The organism is Paenibacillus sp. FSL E2-0190 (genome assembly GCF_037992965.1).
In the GTDB taxonomy this organism is placed as follows: domain Bacteria; phylum Bacillota; class Bacilli; order Paenibacillales; family Paenibacillaceae; genus Paenibacillus_AQ; species Paenibacillus_AQ odorifer.
The window spans coordinates 321370-339700 of the sequence record NZ_CP150306.1; the positions used below are offsets into that span (position 1 = coordinate 321370).

An 18331-nucleotide genomic window follows, 5' to 3' on the forward strand; every position below is an offset into this window, starting at 1 on the left:
ACAGCAGTTGTTATTGATAATGGGTTGTCCGTTTACTAACCTCTAGCGAGACTACGGATAGCAGCATACATATAAATACCAGAACCATTGCGACACTAGAGGCTTCTCCAATCTGAAAGGCTTCAAAGGCAGACTGATAATACATATAGAGCAAGGTGCGTGTTGATCCCGACGGTCCACCTTGTGTAAGTACGTTAATCTGGTCGTAAGCCTGTAAAGCCCCGATGATCTGTACGATGAACAGAAACAGTGTCGTTGGCGAGATTAGCGGTAAAGTAATACGGCTGAATTTTTGAACAGCATTTGCTCCATCCAGTTGAGCTGCCTCCAGCAGATCCGTAGGGACATTGCGTAGTGCCACCAAGTAAAAAATCATCGCCCAGCCTACCGATTTCCATATTGTCACGAGCAGAACGCCGAGCAGCGCCCATTTAGGGTCTTGAAGCCAACCGATTTTTTCTAGACCTAAGAGGTCAAGTACAGTATTGGCAAGGCCGATTTCGGGTTCATAGATCCAGGACCAGACAATGGATACAGCCACGGTCGGCGTGACCCAAGGGGAGAACAGCAATACCTGGTAGAGGGTGGAGCCTTTCAGCTTCCCGTTCATCAGGAGTGCTAGTCCAAGTCCGATCAGAATAACGGGCAGCACACTTCCGGCACAGAATAACAGAGTCACTCTAAGTGCTTTATAGAAGGCAGGATTGCTGAACAGATCCAGATAGTTGGTTAGTCCGACAAAGGTTTTCTCAGGGCTCATGAAGTCCCATTCGGTAAAGCTGAGATAAAATACATAAAGTAATGGCGCTAGCCAAAATACAACGAATGGAATCATTGCCGGCAAGGTGAAGAGCACCGGTTTCAACTCCCCTATAAATCTCGAACGTTTCATTATTCTGTCGATACCCCATTCCATCTTCTGTTTTTTGCGGTATAATTCTGAGGAAAGCTCTTCCGTTCAAAAAAAATTGTACACTCATCGAGCGGCTGCGTGGTCAAGTGGACGTAAAGATCGATGCGAGATTATGTAAAAAATTAAGAGATTAGCGCAGGTAGTTGCTATTTTGTGTAAAATAGAAGGGTAGATTCTAAGTGGAATGAAGGTGCAGCTATGAAACAGGTAGCCTTTGGTGAAGAGAATAAAGACTTATCTCCACGCGAGCAGCTGCTGCGTCCGATGATCGATGCGATTGCTCAGACGATGGACCTATATGGTGCGAATTATTCATTCGGGCAGCTGTATGGAATTATGTTCTTTGAAGACCGTCCGATGACGCTTGAAGAGATGAAGAATGTGATGAATATGAGCAAGAGTAATATGAGCTATGGAGTCCGTTCTTTGATGGCCTCCAAGATGGTCACTAAGCTGGAGGAGAAGCGGGACCGAAAGGATCTGTATGCAGTGGAAACAGATTTCTTTCAGACCTTTAAGAACTTTTTTGGGATGAAGCTACAGCGGGAGATTGATGTCATGAAGCACGCTTTAGACGTTGTCATTCCTGAGCTGGAGGGATTGGTTCAAGCCGTAGATACATCTGAGGAGGAGCGGCAATTCTGCCTGAAGGATCTGGAGAAGCTGGAGCATGCCGTCCAATATTATCATTGGCTGCAGCAGTTCGTGGACGAGCTTGGGGAAGAGAATTACTTCGCAGATAAGAGAAGGTCCTAGACCGTCTACAATCACATATAGATGTACATAATTGTATATAGATCTCCATTTTGCGGGGTGTTCCTTAAGCCGGTTCAGGCTTGAGGTTCGCCCTCTTTTTTATGATAAAGAAACAAAAATAAGAAGAAAATGTAACCAATAGCAGGTGGAACTTCCATAAAATATATAGTTACATAGGGACAAGAAATGTTGTTAAGGAGATTCTGAGATTGAAAACAAAAAAATATATGCTGCTTGTTGTCATAGTTCTACTGCTGAGCCTTGCTGCTATTTTGAATACACAACATGAACCTTCAACAATTACTATTAACGTAAATGGTCAAATGATAAAGACGATAGCTGCCAACCCAGCCTCGCCTGATGATCTTATGATCCCGAAGGCGGTAGCTGAACAGGCACTAAATACACAAATCGGCTGGCAGAAATCTGGACCTCTTCCAAAAGGTATTTACTACAGAGATCAGGTGGCTGTGCTGATGTATCATCATCTTTCTGAGAAGCCCATGCCACAGTTTCCTTGGGTGTTATCGGTTGATCGGTTTGATGATCAAATGAATCTGCTGAAGCAGGAAGGTTTTCATGTGATCAACTTGGCGGAATACCGTGAATTTATGCTGAATAACGGCGCAGTTCCGGACAATGCAGTGCTGCTGACCTTTGATGATGGATATGAGAGTTTCTATAAATTGGCGTTCCCCGTTTTGCAAAAATACGGATATACAGCCGTTAATTTTGTTATCGTATCTACAATAGATCACCCAGATCCGAATAGCGTACCGAAGCTCACTTGGGAGCAAATGCGGGAAATGAAGCATGCTGGGATGGGATTTTATAGTCATACCTATGATTTGCACCATTATGGGATTGTCGATGCCGAGGGCGGGCAGCGGCCAGCTGCAAGTGCCTTGTTATATGTTGATGATGAGAACAGGAATGAGATGAATGTCGAATACTACAGCAGAGTTACACGTGATCTGGCTAAGGCGGAGCAAAGGCTGAAGGAAGAATTGGGCAATACGGATTCGGCGATTGCTTTTCCTTATGGGTCCTACAATGACAGATTGCTGGCTGTTTGTGATTCGCTGGGGATTTCACTGACCTTCAAAATTGAGGATGGGATTAACACCAGAGCGGATCGGAATGCCGCACGAATTAACGGGGGAAGTGAGACACTTACCGCTGCGTTGACGCTTGATCAGATGAAGCATATCGATTTGCCTATGGAATTGACCTTGAACAACCAAAAGGTGAATATGGTAAGAAATTCTCCTGAAATGAGGAAGGGAACCTTGATGGTTCCATTTCATCAATTATGCAAAGATCTGCATATAGATATGAAATATGATCCGAAACGCCGAATCGTTGAATTGACTCATATGGATGCAGGAGCATGAAAAGTGTCACTTTTATTGATGATGAGATTACAAAAAGTGAGTAAATTCGTCATTTTAGGCGAATCACTAGTTGCTATAAGTGAATTCCTTACTGTAGACTATAAACAGAGTACTAATTGGTAAGCGAATGGAGAGAACTGATGGAATTGTTTAAGCGTTATTACGCAAATTTAACGGTCCGGCGTTTTTTGATTTTAGGATTGGTTGCTCTACTGCTATTCAGTATTAGAGATATGCTTAATTTGGTACTGTTGACGTTTTTGATTGCGTATGTAATGAATAGCTTTCAAGTGCTGCTCACGAAGCGCATTAACAAATATGTAGCAGTTAACAGCAAAGTGATTATTGTTATTCTATACCTTGCCTTAATCGCTGTAATTGTCATAACCCTCGTTAATTATCTGCCTAAGGTTTTCATTCAGATTAAACAGTTAACGAATTTTTTGACCAATTTGACCCCTGAGAACATCCCGCAGAATGATATTGTGCAGTATATATTCGCCCAGCTTAAGGATTTGAACTATCAGTCGTATATGAAAGACGGTATTGAATATGTCTTGAAAATAAGCAATTGGGGCACCAGCTTTGTTTTATCAACCATTTTGAGCTTTGTATTTATACTTGAGAAGAACAGGATCGTTAGTTTCACTTCCCGCCTTAAAGAGAGCAAAATCTCTTGGTTCTATGTAGAGCTTGAGTATTTTGGCAGAAAATTTATCTCCTCTTTCGGAAAAGTGATCGAAGCACAAATTCTGATCGCGTTGTTTAATACATGCTTTACGGTGATCGGACTCTGGATTTTAGGTTTTCCTTACCTTTTCGCATTATCCATTATGATCTTCTTGCTTAGTTTAATTCCGGTTGTAGGTTTTGTTATCTCGCTAATCCCACTTTGTATTATTGGTTACAATATTGGTGGCCTAGTCATGACTATCTATGTACTGGCAATGATTGCCGTGCTTCATTTTGTAGAAGGCTACTTCCTAAATCCTAAACTGATGTCATCCAAAATGAATTTGCCTATGTTCTATACGTTTATCGTGTTGTTATTCTCTGAGCATTATCTCGGGGTTTGGGGTCTGATTCTGGGGATTCCGATCTTTGTATTCTTCCTTGATATTCTGGAGATTAACAGAGAGAACAAGATAGGGACTTAGGGATTCTGTTATAAAATAAGTATTAAATATACAAAACCCGGCTAAATGGAAGATCCATTTAGCCGGGTTTTTTGTGTATGTTACAGCGTCGCTGTATGTATTCCCTTAACCGAAGGAAGTATGGACACTATCTGAAACGATGTCCCTCAGCTCCGCTTTATATGCCGCATACTGCTCGGTTGTTATGCTTCCAGCGGCTAACCGTGAATCCAATTGATCCGTTAGCTGGGCAACCTGTAGATCGATTACAGCTTCAATATCTTGGCCTTGTTCTGATGCAATATCTTGAAGTGACTTACCGTCATATATGGCCTCGTATAGATCCTCGTCCGTTGGCTGGTTAAGTACCTCCAATAATTCGTCTTGATCCGCGACCTCTGCGGTGGACCATTTTACAGGCGAACTTGCATTAGCGGTAAGACTAGTCCAAGCATTTCCGAAAGACATCACTACAACTACCGTTCCGACTATGATCACTCTTTTTATATCCATTAGAGTCCTCTTTTCTTGTTCTGCAATAACTTATCTTGCTTAAGCATCCGTCTAAAGTATCGTTTAAAATGGGTTCTAACTAGTTATATTGTAACCCGCGAAGCTGAACTGAAGCTTAAGCAATATTAAAAATAACCTAAAGATTTAACACGGCTATGATATAGCGATAATACACCGCAGGTATACTTTCCAGATGAGCTTCATTGCATATTTATGCATTGAATCACAATCAAACAAATGGGGAGTGTTCGGAGTTTTGAGAATAACAGCAAAAGCTAAACGTTTATTTTCCAGCATAATTGCCAGCAGTTTGATGTTGGGAATCATGGCTCCAGCAGGATATGCCGAAGAGCAGCAGCTGGAGACGGAGCAGACATCTTCCGAATTAGAGGCGCATTTTGATGAACAGGTTGAGCTCGACACGCTTTTAAGTCAACCGACTGTAATGGCAGAGGTGTACGCGGTACCTCATAATCCAGGAGCGCTACTGATTACAGAAGTTGTTCCGGATACTAAAAATGTAAAAGGGACAGATGGAACCTCTGTAGATGGTTACGAGTTTGTTGAAGTCTACAATAATACGGACAAGCCGGTTAATTTTAAGGATTATTATTTCTTTTATAATGACAAAGATACATGGGCGCCTAATGGTGATGCTGTAATACCGGCGCATGGAAATATTGTTTTCTGGATTATGAACGGCAATAATCTGAATGTTCCTACGGAGGATTTCATCAAAAACTTTAATCCTTCTGCAGCTTTGCAGGAAGGAGTGAATCTGTTCCGGATCAACGGTGGCGGGGGGATGGCTAACACTTCTGCGCGTAATTTACAAATTAAAAGCAAAGCAGGAGATACGCTAATTGTTTCTGCTTCCTATGGAAAAGAACAGGTGAAGGAGAATAACGGGATCTTCTATCAATATTTGCAAGCGGATAGCTCCGTTATGAACCTCATGGCGAATTCGGGAACGGTTGTGGCTACGCCTGGAACCGTAGAGGCAGAACAAGTGCCTGAGCTAGTTCCTGGGAACAAGCAGCCAGTGATTGAACATATTGCACAGAGTAGTGTCGATCCAGCCGATCTCCCTATCAGTGCGAAGATTACTAATCTGGAAAGCGGGGCAGATGGATCACTACCTGTAGTGAAGCTACAGTATGGCTCTCCTTCTCAGGCGAAAGATACGGTAATCACCATGACTTCAAAAGGTGGGGATGAATATGCGGCAATGATTCCTGCAGCTGCGCTGGAAGAGCCGGAGCTGCATTACAGCATCCGCGTTAATAATGTGACAGAGAGTTATTCTGTTCATGTGAACCTGCCGGCGTTCGATTCGAATAATGTGCCGCCGTTGTTAATCACAGAGCTGCTGCCGAATTCGACGAATGTAAAAGGAACGAGCAGCGACGCTTTTGAATTCATTGAGATCTATAACAATACTGATGCACCAGTTAATTTCAAGGACTACAAGGTCTATTATCGTTATCCTGATAAAGGTAACGCTTCCGATGTGAAGTGGCCTTCGACGCCAGAGAACTTTCTGATTCCTGCACAGCAGTCCGTGGTGTTCTGGGTTATTAATAGTGCCAATAGTACTTACACTGCTAATGATTTCAATACAGAATTCAACACAAACTTAATTGAAGGCACCAATCTCTTTTTGATCAAAAGCGATGGTATGGCGAACTCTGGCCGCCGGGCAGTCGTAATCAAGAGCAATACGGAGAAGGAGATTTCCTCTGCGTATTATGATGCTGACCTCACCTACGATGGTGGAGCTAAAGGTGATGACACCAAAGAGAATAAAACCCTTCTATATAAGTATCCTGTGAATGGGCTGAGCAAAATGCTCAAGATCAGTACGGGGTCAGCCGTTCCGTCACCAGGCCAGACGGATGTAACACAACTTCCAAACACACCGATCCATGTGGAGCCGGATACAGAGAAACCAACAGTAGAAGATCTGACCGGCGTAACGGAGATTGATCAGTCGCTGGGTCTCGATTTGAAGGCTTTTGCTGATGACAATAAAGCTGTTACTTCTGTGGAAGTTAGAGTGTCTTCGGACAAGCAGCCGGAGGCTGTTAGCCACAATCTATCCCAAGACTTCAACGACAGCTTGTATCACTTTAAATTGACCTCTGCGGATTTGATTGGCAGAAATGAAATCCAGTATTACTTTGTTGTTTCTGATGGAACGAATGAAACACAATCTCCAGTAATAAAAGTAAAAGTTACAGGAGGACAGGATCAATCACCCCTTCGTTTGAATGTGAAGGAAGGGCAGTTGATCAATGGCTCCGTGACCGTAAAGGGAACCTCTGCCACCGCTAAGGCTGATGTCTTAGGCTTGAGCATTGACAGTAAGTTACTGGGCAATAACGAGGCATATAATGCACTGGAGAATGATGCCTACTTTGTATTTGAAGCTAAAAATGTGGACTATTATTTTAAAAATGCGATCACGATGGGACCGGAAGAACTAGGAGATGCCAGTATTCTGTATACCTTTATGGACCCGATTACTACGTATACTACATTGACTTTTCCTATTTCTTCTGCCGCTTTAAAAAAGGGTACGGATAATGTGATTTACATTCGGGCGGGCTCTAAATCATCTCCATTTGATCCTCGTCCTGAGGAGAATAAGGATGATTTTGAAGTGAAAAATGTTCGTCTCCTGCTGGCAGATGGTACCGAAATTTGGGATCCGGCTTATGCAGAACGTGATAAGGAAATCAAGATGGGGGACAGCGCAGGTAAGCATGAATCCCTCGGCTTCCAGTTTGATCTAAAAGCGGATTTGTTCCGTTCAAAGGCGTACAACTGGAATACTAAGGAAGCAACTGACGGAGAACATAAAGTAACGCTTACCGAAGGTGGAACGAAAGTATCATCAAACGTAATTGTCGACAACACGCCACCATCCATCAAAGCATCCATAGAAGAAGGACAAACTTACCGTGGCAATTTTGAAATTGCTGCTGAAGTTAAGGATACTTATGCGGGTGTAGATAAGGTCAGCGTGAAGCTGGATGGTAATGTTATTGAACTGCCCTATGCTACTTCATCCGGGAAGTTGTCGGCTGGGGATCATACGCTTTCTATCACAGCCTTAGATAGGATTGGCAATCAGGCAGAAAAGGTCATTACATTCCATGTACCGAATGAGAATCCATTTGCGCCACTGCTTATTTCTCCTACAAACTGGGAGACCGCTGTAGGTACTAATCCGACTTTAAAGGTTAAGGTTGAAGATCCTAATCAGGATAAGATAAACGTTACCTTCTTTAGAGGATTTAAGTACGATGCTAACCATCCGGAGCAAGGCTTTGCTGGATTTATAAACGCATCCGATACAGAGCCGCCGAAACAATCCGTACCTGCGGGCGAACAAGCGCTTAGCAGTGACGACTACAGTAAAATAAGTGCGGTGGACGGACAATATTTAATTAATGATGCTGTCGATCAATTCCCTTATCAGCGTTATGAAATTAAGCTGGATGAGTCGGTTAAGGCGTCAGATCGTGTAGATATTGAATGGAAAGGGAATTCGTTGCCGGGACGTAAAGTAAGTCTCTACGCATGGAGTCCAACTCAACAAAAATGGGTACAGCTGGATCATTTAATCGCTGGAACAGAGGATTTTGAGCTGAAATCCACGGTTACAGCTGGAGAATATGCTAATGGAAATAGCATTGCAGTAATGGTTCAGGACGAAATTGCTTCGGTGGCTAAGACAGCACCAACAGTAACACAAGATACGTATGACTTTTCTTTTGTATGGATGTCAGATACACAATATTATTCACAGAGCTACCCTTACATTTACCGTAAAAATGTAGAATGGATAGCTGACAACAAAGAGAGCTTGAACCTGAAGTATGTTATTCATACAGGAGATATCGTGGATAAATCCTATCAGGAGTATGAGTGGAAGGAAGCTGACCGGGACATGAAGGTTCTGGAGGAAGCTAACATTCCTTATGGTGTTCTTGCGGGTAATCATGACGTAGGTCATCAAACCGGGGATTACACGAAATTCTGGGAGTATTTTGGAGAGTGGAGATTCAAGAATATGCCGACCTTCGGTGGCTCTTATGACAACAACAGGGGCCATTACGATTTAGTGTCTGCGAACGGAAATGATTTTGTTATTGTATACATGGGCTGGGGATTGGCTGAGGAAGAAATCGAATGGATGAATGAGATCGTTGCCCGTTATCCAGAGCGTAAAGCGATTCTTTGTCTCCATGAATACTTGCTGGTTTCTAATAACCGTGCACCTATTGCAGATAAGATTTTTGAGATGGTTGTGAAACCTAACAAAAACGTAATCGCAGCACTGTCCGGCCATTATCATGATGCTGAGCTTAAGGTAGACGAGCTGGATGATAACGGTGACGGTATTCCAGACCGCAGTGTCTATCAAATGCTGGCAGATTACCAAGGCGCTGAAGAAGGGGGACTTGGCTATATCCGTCTGCTTCAGTTCGATGTTGCTAATAACAAACTTCGCGTGAAGACTTATTCGCCTTATTTGGATGATTATAACTACTATGATGAAGACGAATATCCAGGCAAAGATGAGTTCGTTCTGGATCTGGATTTACAGCCTGTGACTAAACGTGTGGCTACCGACTATATCGGAGTCAAGGTTTACAGCGACCAGGAAATTGCGGCCAATCCACAAGTAGAGAGTGGCGCGGAGACTCAGGTCACTTGGAGTAAGCTGAATCCGGATAGCTACTACCAATGGTATACAAAGGTTGAGGATGATCACTCCGGTAGTGTGCTTTCAGATATCTGGGGCTTTTACACTGGAAAAGAGGATGTGATGCCGACACCAGAGGTGACACCAACACCAACACCGACACCAGAGGTAACGCCGACACCAGAGGTATCGCCATCGCCAGAAGTGACGCCGACACCAGCACCAGAGGTGACAACGGCACCTCCGGTAGTTTTACCAGTGCCAACAGTGACTCCGACGCCTACAGCCACACCTGGAGCGGGAAAAGGAAACATTGAACTGGCATTAGGAAGTAATGGGACGTATACAGCTGATCCGTCAGCCTTGAAGAAACTGATAGAGGAAGCTGCTACAGGGGGAAGCCTAAAGATTAGCGCAGGCGGAGCAACCCCGGCTCAAGATCAGATTAGAATTGCTCTTGATGCAGCCGCTGTTCAACAGGCTGTCGATAAGAAGTTGAATTTGAATATTGTTTCATCTAACGTTACCTTGAGCGTACCAACAAGCTCCTTACCAGCCATTCCGGCAGGCAGTGATATGCTGCTACTAAGCATTGATACGAGTATGATATCTGTACAGGCCAATGACGCTGGAATGAGTCCATTCAGAGCTAACGTTACGCTGAACCTCAGTACATCTGCAGGAGGCAAAGAAACGGCTATCCACCAGCTTAAAGGTGTTGTTACGATTACCTTGACGCTGACTAAGGAACAGCTTGCTAAGCTTGATACAGATTTTGCGGGTGTCTATTATGTAAATGGCAGCACGTTGGAATATTTGGGTGGAGTGTTTAAGGATAATACCGTTACCTTCACAACAAATCACTTTTCCTCCTTTGCGGTACTGGAATACCATAAGCAATTTAGGGATACTGCTGGTCACTGGGCAGAGTCGTATATTTCCAAGCTGACGGCTAAGCATGTGATTAAAGGGATCGACGATACGCATTATGGACCACAGGCGAATGTAACCCGTGCAGATTTTGTTACACTGGCCGTTCGTTCTCTCGGATTGGATGAAGCAAATGGGGCTATCGTACAGAGTGCTTTTGCAGATGTATCTAAAGATGCTTATTATGCACAGTCGATAGACAAAGCTGTCCAGCTTGGATTGATCCAAGGCAGTGATGGCAAGTTCCGACCTAAAGATGCGATTACTCGTGAGGAGGCGGCAGTTGTCCTGCAGAAACTGATGCAGTATAAAGCAGGATTGCAAGCTTCCGTTGCTGCTGCTGCAAGCTTTAAGGATATGAATAGTGTATCTGAGTGGGCGAAGCAAGCGGTAATTGATTTGCAAGCAAAGGGAATCCTTGACGGCAAGGGCGACAATAACTTTGACCCTCGTGGCAAAGTGACCCGTGCTGAAATCGCAAAACTGTTATATGGAATAATCAAATTATAAGATAGGTTGGCAAAGGCAGGCAGAGGTGACTCTGGCCTGCTTTTTGTCTTTTTTTGCGTGTAGTCTCCTTTTTCTTCTATGTAAAAAGGAAATTTCCACTATTCATATGATTTTTCATATATAATATTTTTGAATTAATTTTTAATTTTCAGAATCTTTCAAAATAAAAGGTAGATTGCAAGGAGTGCAAGTGAAATTAAATATCTCCAATCTGCCAATTCAGGAGTCGGGTAAAATATATTTACCAGTTAGAGCGTTATTTACCGGCCGTATCATCTTTTATGCAGGTATACGATGAGGACAGTCACGCAATTGTGCTGGAAAGTGGTCTATAAGCTTCCGAGTTGGAGGACACCTTTGAAGGTGTTCTTTTTTTGAATATATAAAATACTTACTTGACAGGTAGGAATAAAGGGGTATATGATATCACCAATACTTAAACAGTAATTAAATGAACAGTGAAATAATTCAACTGAGCTGATTGGACCACCAAAGGCTCCCGTACTTTTCCCTTGTCAGGGGTAGGTGCTGGGAGTCTTTTTTTATGGGCTGATTGGGAGAAAGCAGAGGTTAGTAAGCCATGAATGAACAATATTGGAGACAGCTGGAGGAGACAGATTGGGCATTTCGCAAGGCGGTTCGCAGATTCGTGAAAGAGCGGGATAAAGTCGCCGTAGCAGGTATCTCCTTACCAGGCATGCTGATTCTGCACAAAATCATTCGCGATGGTGAACAAAGGCTAGGAGATTTAGCGGATGAACTAGACTTCACCTCAGGTGCGATTACCGCATTGAGCGATAAGCTTGAGGCGGGTGGATATACCGTGCGCAGACGTAAAGAAGGCGATCGTAGAACGGTAATGCTGGATATTACGGGTAAAGGCCGCAAGATGGCGGAGCAGAACAGCAACATCGGAGAACGATGTATTTCGCTTTTGTTTGAGGGGTTTACGGAGGAGGAATTGGCGCAGCAAAATGACTTTTATCAGCGGATCATTAGCAATTTGGAAGGATTCTCGGATATCCTGCTGAAGCTCGCCAAGGAGAATGCAGAGACCTCTCCAGCCCTTGAACAGAAGCCACGAACAACCACCAAAAAGAGTAATTATCTTAGCTACTAAAAAAATTGAACGTAGGAGAGATGAACGATGGGACATTCAACCATTTATCCAACTGGAGCAACCGTATATAACCCTAACAAAGCCTGGAGTGGCTATACCGTATTTCAAGCTGGTGAAGAAGGTGTTGTACTGATTGATATGAACGGTAAAGAGGTGCATTTGTGGAAGGGGCTGCTTGGATTTCCGGCTAAAATCTTCCCGGGTGGTTATGTGCTGGGCAGCACAGGAAGAAGAGATCCTAAATTCGGAATACAGGATAATGTAGATCTGGTACAGGTGGACTGGGATGGGAACATCGTGTGGAAATATAACAGCTATGAACATATAGAAGATCCGGGTTATGAACCCCTCTGGTATGCCCGCCAGCATCATGACTATCAGCGCGAAGGCAATCCGGTCGGATATTTTGCACCGGGGCTTGAACCCAAGGTAGACAGTGGAAAAACGCTAATTCTTGCTCATAAAAACATCTACAATCCTCAAATCTCCGACAAACAATTGCTTGATGACACGATCCTTGAGGTGGACTGGGAGGGGAATATCGTCTGGGAGTGGGCTCCAAATGAACATTTTGATGAGCTAGGCTTTGATGAAGCGGCCAAAAATGTACTATTTCGTGATCCTAACTCACGCTCTTTCGGAAATCTAGGTGGTGGTGTTGGAGACTGGCTGCATATCAATTCGGCTTCTTATGTAGGACCCAATAAGTTTTACGATGCAGGGGATGAGCGTTTCCATCCGGATAACGTGATCTGGGATGCGCGTGAAGCAAATATTATTGCGATCACGGATAAGCGTACCGGAGCCATCGTTTGGAGAATCGGTCCGGATTACTCGCTGCCAGAAGTGAAGCATATCGACTGGATCATTGGCCAGCATCATGCGCACATCATTCCGAAAGGTTTGCCGGGAGAAGGCAACTTACTTGTATTCGATAACGGGGGCTGGGGCGGTTATGGTCTTCCAAATCCATCTTCTCCTTTTGGGCAAAAAAATGCACTCCGCGACCACTCGCGAATTCTGGAGATTAATCCCGTGACTTTTGAGATAGAGTGGCAATATACAGCGGCAGAAGCAGGTTTCTCTGTCCCAACCGATTCTTATAAATTCTACAGTCCATATATCAGCTCCGCTCAACGGCTTCCGAATGGCAACACCTTAATTACAGAAGGTTCTAACGGCAGACTCTTTGAAGTTACGCCAGAACATGAACTGGTATGGGAATATATTTCGCCATTTACGGACTCCAGAAATACCAATATGGTCTATCGTTCCTACCGTGTGCCTTATGCATGGGTACCACAGCTGGAAACGCCAGTTGAACAAGCGATTGAGCCAATAGACGTAACGCAGTTCAGAGTCCCGGGGTCTGCACCTAAAGGATCGGATTCTGTGGTAAGTGTGGCGACAACCCTGCCATTTGTTGAAGGAGCTGCTTGTGTAGCGACGACGGATGAAGGCAGCAGCCGCAAGGTAAATTAACAAATTTGAGGAGATGGGTCGGTTGAAAAAATCATGGATCAGCTCAAGCTTTCTGCTCTTATCTTTATCAGTGGTTATCCTTTTATCGGGCTGCAGCTCCAAGGGCGACGCGGCTGCCTCTAATGCCGCTAAAGAGGGAGCGGCGAATAGCAAAGCAGAGACATTAAAGATAAAAATTGCTGACATCAATACGAATCCCACTTTTCGGGTGGCACTAGATAAAGGCATCTTTGCCAAACACGGGATTGACGCTGAACTGGTCAACTTTGGCTCCCCTGCGGAAGGTGTAAATGCCCTTTTTATTAAACAGGTGGATGTGGCTTTCGGGGCAGACTTCCCCTTGCTGAACGCAGTGGCGAAGGGCGATTATGCTATTATCGCCTCGGCGGGATTAGCGACTGATGAAGCGTCCACTGAATGGAAATTGTTCGTACAGGATGATATTCAGAAGGCTGAAGATTTGAAAGGGAAAAAGCTGAGTTTCATACGCGGCACCTTCATTCCGTACCTTTGGGATGAATATTTGAAAGAGCATAATGCTGCTCTCGGTGATGTGGAGTTAATAGGACAGGGTGCCTTTGATGAAGCTTATATCGCTTTGAAGCAAGGTGCTGTGGATGGAGCATGGTTTTATGGTTCGGTTCTGAATGATAAGCTCTATGCACTTAAAGGTGTTCATGAACTGACGGATATGTCTAAAACCACGGTTCGATTGGGGATGGGGATTGTAACGGGAAATGATTTTGCGACTAAGAATCCGCAAGGTATAGCGAATTTCCTAGCAGCGGTGGATGAAGCCGGAGCCTATGCTCAGGCTCACCCAGATGAGGTTGCTGATCTGATGTATAAGGAAGTGAAGCAGCCTAAGGAATCAACGATAAAAGATCTGCCGAATAATCCGTGGGCACTAGGATTTACTCAAGCAGCGTATGACAGTTTGACCAAGCAGAAGAAATATATGGTCGACAACGGAATCATTGAGAAGGATTTCGATCTGGATAGTAAACTGAATCTCGAGCCGCTGGCGAAGGCATTGCCAGAAGAGGTTACGTACAAGAAATAGGGGGGTTCAGCATGTCATTACCTGCTAAGCAGCATACCATTCATATTGAGCAGCTCCGTAAAAGCTACAGCGAACCGACTGCTGGGGACGTTCACTACATTATAAAAGATGTAGATCTCGTAATTAAAGGTGGGCAATTCTTCGTTCTGCTCGGGCCGAGTGGTTGCGGGAAATCAACACTGCTGAATATGATCGCCGGGTTTGTCTCCAAATCCGGTGGGCATCTACGGGTGGATAATGTAGAGGTGAATAAGCCTGGCAGAGATCGGGCGGTTGTGTTCCAGCAGGCGGATTCCTCCTTATTCCCTTGGTTAACCGTTCGTCAGAATGTGGAGTTCGGATTGCGGATGAAGAAAATCGCAAAGGCGGAACGGCACACAATATCGGATAGGTTCATCGGGCTTGTTGGGCTGAACGGGCATGAGGAGAAGTTCCCGAAGGAGCTGTCTGGGGGGATGAAGCAGCGTGTTCAGCTGGCTCGGGTGCTGGCGAATGATCCAGCGATTCTGCTGATGGATGAGCCATTTGGTGCGCTGGATGCGATGACGCGCCGAACGATGCAGAAGGAATTGGTCAACATTTGGCGCCAGACACATAAGACGGTGATTTTTGTAACTCATGATATTCAGGAGGCGTTATTGCTGGGGGAACGAATTGGCATTATGTCCGTAGGACCGTCTTCTAATATTACGGATATTTATGATAATACACTGCCGTATCCGCGGGACGTAACCTCACCGGAATTCTACTCGTTATACAATCAAATTCAAGGTCATTTCGAAGAATAGGATAGGGTGAGACAGATGAGAAAATGGGTGGAGAAGAAGTGGGTTTCCGTAACCCTTCTATGGATTACCGCGTTCTGCGTCTGGCAGCTTGGAGCTGTAATCTATGGCCCCGATGTGATCCCCGGACCATGGAGTACACTTAAGGGCGGACGGGAGCTGCTGGAAGACGGAACCTTGCTGCAATATATCGGGATTAGCTTTTACCGGGTGCTCATTGGTTGGGTACTCGGCAGTTTACTGGCCATTCCCGTAGGGCTAATCATTGGGAAGGTGAACTTGATCCGTATTTTTGCGGAGCCTTTCCTGAACTTTATCCGTTTTATCCCGCCGATTGCATTCATTACATTGTTCTTAGTATGGTTTGGTATTGGGGAGCAGTCGAAGATTGCGTTAATTATGTACGCTACCTTTTTTATCGTGGTGCTGAATACTTTAACCGGTGTGATGTCCGTGGAAGAAGACAAAATCCGCTCAGCCCGCAGTATGGGCGCCAGTGAGTGGCAAATTCTGATTCATGTGGTCGTTCCGGCGACGATCCCTTATATTTTTACGGGTATCCGGTTAGCGATGGGCACCTCATATATGGCGATTATCGGCGCGGAAATGATTGCTTCGAACGAAGGTGTAGGTTATCTGATCTGGAATTCCCGGTTGTTTTTCCGTACGGATTGGATCTTTGTCGGGTTATTCTGCCTTGGCTTTATGGGCTTCTTTACGGATCGGCTTTTTGGCTGGTTCGGTAAGAAGGTGCTTTACAGATACGGTGTTGTCAGTGTGGCAGCGCGTAGACGGTAGTTATATTCATACATGTAAAACTGCCTGGAAATGTCGGGCAGTTTTTTACTTGGATTGAAGTTTATACGAATATTTTTTGTTATTGTAAGTAAATTGGATGGAATCCAGTGATGAGGGATTAAGAGAATAATCATTTATTTTTTCTTTGTTGCCAGTCAGAAGATTATAAATATAAACTTCGTAACTATAGCTACCATCTGCATTTCCAGGAAGTATGGAAACCGATAGATAAAGTTTTTCTTTTTCATCAACTACATAACTATAAAATTTACCTCCAGATGAATGGAATTGAGCAATTTCTTTATTAGATGTTGGATCGTCTACTTTCATCACCCAAGCTTGTTCTCGTATCGGCTGAGCGCCATCAGTGAAAATGGAAAAGGTATGATAGAGGATATAATCATCTAATCCAAAAACGCCGCTAACCACCAGAACAGCATCGCCATCATTTAAAGGTAACGTCAATAGCTTCTTGGACTTTTCTACAGTTAGTGATTTTTCATTAGGAGAACTTAAATAGAAAGTGAATGGCTCTGTTGGAAAATAAAATGGATTTGCTTCTGTTCCAGGGGCAATGTTCATTTTTGGGGCTGGCAACCATACGATACCGGCAGAGGTATTGACAGCGTAGTTGTATTGTTCTGTATTCTGATCACGTAATGGGAGGGTGTAAAGATCACTGTTTATTTGAATGATTTTATTACTTGTATCTGGCGTGTTATTTTTAGGAGGAGTAGCTGCATTGTTGCAAGCTGAGATAAGCAAAGTACATAGAAATAAACCTGTTACCATCTGAATTTTTGTAAACGGCATTTTTCAAGCTCCTCTGAGGGTCATTTCTTATTATGAATAAATACTACTATACATCAGTAAAGTTCTATTTTAGTGTAATTAATGTAATTATTTTCATAAAAACATTTCTAAGGGAAACGGCGGTCATCTAAAAAGACGACAGGTCGTTTCTTTTTATTTACAAATATTCCTATTCTCCTTAATGCCGCGAAAATAGTACACGCCTATACTGCAATTGGGTGCCTAACAGTTGGACATAAAGAAGCCCGCAAATAAGAAATAGGAGTGAAGGGGAAATCATGAAAAAAGGGATCAAAAATCAATTATCGATGGGTCTAATGTTATCCTTGCTCGTCCTGTTGCTTGCTGCTTGTGGAAATTCAGCCAAGGCTGAAGAAACAACGAATGGAAAGGCTGGCACCAAAGAATTAAGTCTGACTGAGATCGAGAGTAAAGCTAAAGAAGAGGGCAGTATCGTCAGTGTGGGGATGCCGGATTCCTGGGCGAACTGGAAAGATACATGGAGTGATATGAACAGTAAGTATGGTCTTACACATTCGGATACCGATATGTCGAGCGCGGAGGAAATTGCCAAGTTTGATGCGGAAAAAGACAAACCAACGGCCGACATCGGAGATGTGGGGATTGCGTTTGGCTCGGTTGCCGTGGATAAAGGGGTAACCCAGCCTTATAAAACATCCTACTGGGATGAAATCCCCGATTGGGCTAAGGATAAGGACGGGAATTGGATCGTCGGCTATCAAGGCACCATTTCTTTTCTGACTAACACTAAGCTCGTGGCGAATCCACCGAAGAGCTGGGAAGATCTGAAGAACGGTAACTACAAAATCATCGTTGGTGATGTAACCAAGGCTGCTCAAGCACAGATGGCTGTATTGGCCGCAGCGATTGCCTTTGGTGGCGACGAGTCGAACATTGAACCGGGGATTGCTTTTTTCGAGGATTTAGCTAAAAACGGACGTCTCTCCAATGCAGAAGCTTCCCTTGCCAACATTGAAAAAGGGGAAGTAGAAGTTACCCTGCTGTGGGATTTCAACGCTTTGAACTATAGAGATCAGATCAACAAAGATGGCTTCGCAGTAGCCATTCCCCAGGAAGGCAGTGTCGTGAGCGGGTATGCCACGATCATCAACAAATATGCGCCGCATCCTAACGCGGCGAAGCTTACACGTCAATACATCCTTAGCGATGAAGGACAGATTAATCTTGCCAAAGGTTATGCTCGTCCGATCCGTGACAGTGTAACGTTGCCGGATGATGTTGCAGCTAAGCTGTTGCCAAAAGAAGAATACGTCAACGCTAAGCCTGTTGGTGATTACAAGGTATGGGAAGAGACGGCAAAAACCATTCCTCAATTGTGGCAGGAACGTGTGCTTGTGCATTTGAATTAGTATTCATTTCTCC

13 protein-coding genes are annotated in these 18331 nt (G+C 44.1%); 10 read left to right on the forward strand and 3 right to left on the reverse strand.

Annotation, left to right across the window (positions count from 1 at the left end; all coding sequences use genetic code 11):
- Positions 1–10: 10 nt before the first annotated feature.
- Complete coding sequence (locus NST25_RS01435) at positions 11–892, reverse strand: sugar ABC transporter permease (protein WP_076127023.1); 882 nt, start codon at positions 890–892, stop codon at positions 11–13.
- Between the two features lie 219 nt (positions 893–1111).
- Here NST25_RS01435 and NST25_RS01440 point away from each other — a divergent pair, with 219 nt between their 5' ends.
- From NST25_RS01440 to NST25_RS01450, 3 genes are all read left to right on the forward strand, one after another.
- Entirely contained in the window at positions 1112–1669 is a 558-nt protein-coding gene (locus tag NST25_RS01440; RefSeq protein WP_076101159.1) for a transcriptional regulator, read from the forward strand.
- Positions 1670–1878: 209 nt separating this feature from the next.
- Positions 1879–3063: a polysaccharide deacetylase family protein gene (locus tag NST25_RS01445; protein WP_081387136.1), complete on the forward strand. Its 1185-nt coding sequence runs from the start codon at positions 1879–1881 to the stop codon at positions 3061–3063.
- Between the two features lie 140 nt (positions 3064–3203).
- On the forward strand, positions 3204–4220 hold the full coding sequence (locus NST25_RS01450) for an AI-2E family transporter (protein WP_036687315.1): 1017 nt from the start codon (positions 3204–3206) through the stop codon (positions 4218–4220).
- A 105-nt stretch (positions 4221–4325) separates the two neighbouring features.
- On the opposite strand, the gene NST25_RS01455 is transcribed toward NST25_RS01450, so the two are convergent.
- Entirely contained in the window at positions 4326–4712 is a 387-nt protein-coding gene (locus tag NST25_RS01455; protein WP_038568262.1) for a hypothetical protein, read from the reverse strand.
- Positions 4713–4968: 256 nt separating this feature from the next.
- Between NST25_RS01455 and NST25_RS01460 the strand changes: the two genes are divergently transcribed.
- From NST25_RS01460 to NST25_RS01485, 6 genes are all read left to right on the forward strand, one after another.
- Positions 4969–10866: an S-layer homology domain-containing protein gene (locus NST25_RS01460; protein WP_340393219.1), complete on the forward strand. Its 5898-nt coding sequence runs from the start codon at positions 4969–4971 to the stop codon at positions 10864–10866.
- 580 nt (positions 10867–11446) lie between these two features.
- Positions 11447–11986, forward strand: coding sequence for a MarR family transcriptional regulator (locus NST25_RS01465; protein ID WP_340393220.1), 540 nt, complete (start codon positions 11447–11449; stop codon positions 11984–11986).
- Positions 11987–12013: 27 nt separating this feature from the next.
- Entirely contained in the window at positions 12014–13468 is a 1455-nt protein-coding gene (locus NST25_RS01470) for an aryl-sulfate sulfotransferase (protein ID WP_076127030.1), read from the forward strand.
- A 22-nt stretch (positions 13469–13490) separates the two neighbouring features.
- Positions 13491–14531, forward strand: coding sequence for an ABC transporter substrate-binding protein (locus NST25_RS01475; RefSeq protein ID WP_076307971.1), 1041 nt, complete (start codon positions 13491–13493; stop codon positions 14529–14531).
- An 11-nt stretch (positions 14532–14542) separates the two neighbouring features.
- A complete protein-coding gene (locus tag NST25_RS01480; RefSeq protein ID WP_076220059.1) occupies positions 14543–15319 on the forward strand; it encodes an ABC transporter ATP-binding protein in 777 nt (258 codons plus the stop codon).
- Between the two features lie 15 nt (positions 15320–15334).
- The gene (locus tag NST25_RS01485; protein ID WP_076307970.1) at positions 15335–16114 is read left to right on the forward strand and encodes an ABC transporter permease; all 780 of its coding nucleotides are present in this window, start codon (positions 15335–15337) and stop codon (positions 16112–16114) included.
- A 45-nt stretch (positions 16115–16159) separates the two neighbouring features.
- Here NST25_RS01485 and NST25_RS01490 read toward each other — a convergent pair whose 3' ends face one another.
- Positions 16160–16927 carry a hypothetical protein gene (locus NST25_RS01490; RefSeq protein ID WP_340393221.1) on the reverse strand — a complete coding sequence of 256 codons (768 nt, stop codon included), beginning with the start codon at positions 16925–16927 and terminating at the stop codon, positions 16160–16162.
- A gap of 278 nt (positions 16928–17205) precedes the next feature.
- Between NST25_RS01490 and NST25_RS01495 the strand changes: the two genes are divergently transcribed.
- Positions 17206–18318, forward strand: a complete 1113-nt coding sequence (locus NST25_RS01495; RefSeq protein WP_076278953.1) for an extracellular solute-binding protein — start codon at positions 17206–17208, stop codon at positions 18316–18318.
- The last annotated feature ends 13 nt before the right edge of the window (positions 18319–18331 follow it).

What these genes read in the sequence shown, in the direction of transcription:
- NST25_RS01435 (WP_076127023.1), bottom strand. Translation starts at nt 892, where the DNA reads ATGAAACGTTCGAGATTTATAGGGGAGTTGAAACCGGTGCTCTTCACC.
- NST25_RS01440 (WP_076101159.1), top strand. Translation starts at nt 1,112, where the DNA reads ATGAAACAGGTAGCCTTTGGTGAAGAGAATAAAGACTTATCTCCACGC.
- NST25_RS01450 (WP_036687315.1), top strand. Translation starts at nt 3,204, where the DNA reads ATGGAATTGTTTAAGCGTTATTACGCAAATTTAACGGTCCGGCGTTTT.
- NST25_RS01455 (WP_038568262.1), bottom strand. Translation starts at nt 4,712, where the DNA reads ATGGATATAAAAAGAGTGATCATAGTCGGAACGGTAGTTGTAGTGATG.
- NST25_RS01465 (WP_340393220.1), top strand. Translation starts at nt 11,447, where the DNA reads ATGAATGAACAATATTGGAGACAGCTGGAGGAGACAGATTGGGCATTT.
- NST25_RS01470 (WP_076127030.1), top strand. Translation starts at nt 12,014, where the DNA reads ATGGGACATTCAACCATTTATCCAACTGGAGCAACCGTATATAACCCT.
- NST25_RS01480 (WP_076220059.1), top strand. Translation starts at nt 14,543, where the DNA reads ATGTCATTACCTGCTAAGCAGCATACCATTCATATTGAGCAGCTCCGT.
- NST25_RS01485 (WP_076307970.1), top strand. Translation starts at nt 15,335, where the DNA reads ATGAGAAAATGGGTGGAGAAGAAGTGGGTTTCCGTAACCCTTCTATGG.
- NST25_RS01490 (WP_340393221.1), bottom strand. Translation starts at nt 16,927, where the DNA reads ATGCCGTTTACAAAAATTCAGATGGTAACAGGTTTATTTCTATGTACT.
- NST25_RS01495 (WP_076278953.1), top strand. Translation starts at nt 17,206, where the DNA reads ATGAAAAAAGGGATCAAAAATCAATTATCGATGGGTCTAATGTTATCC.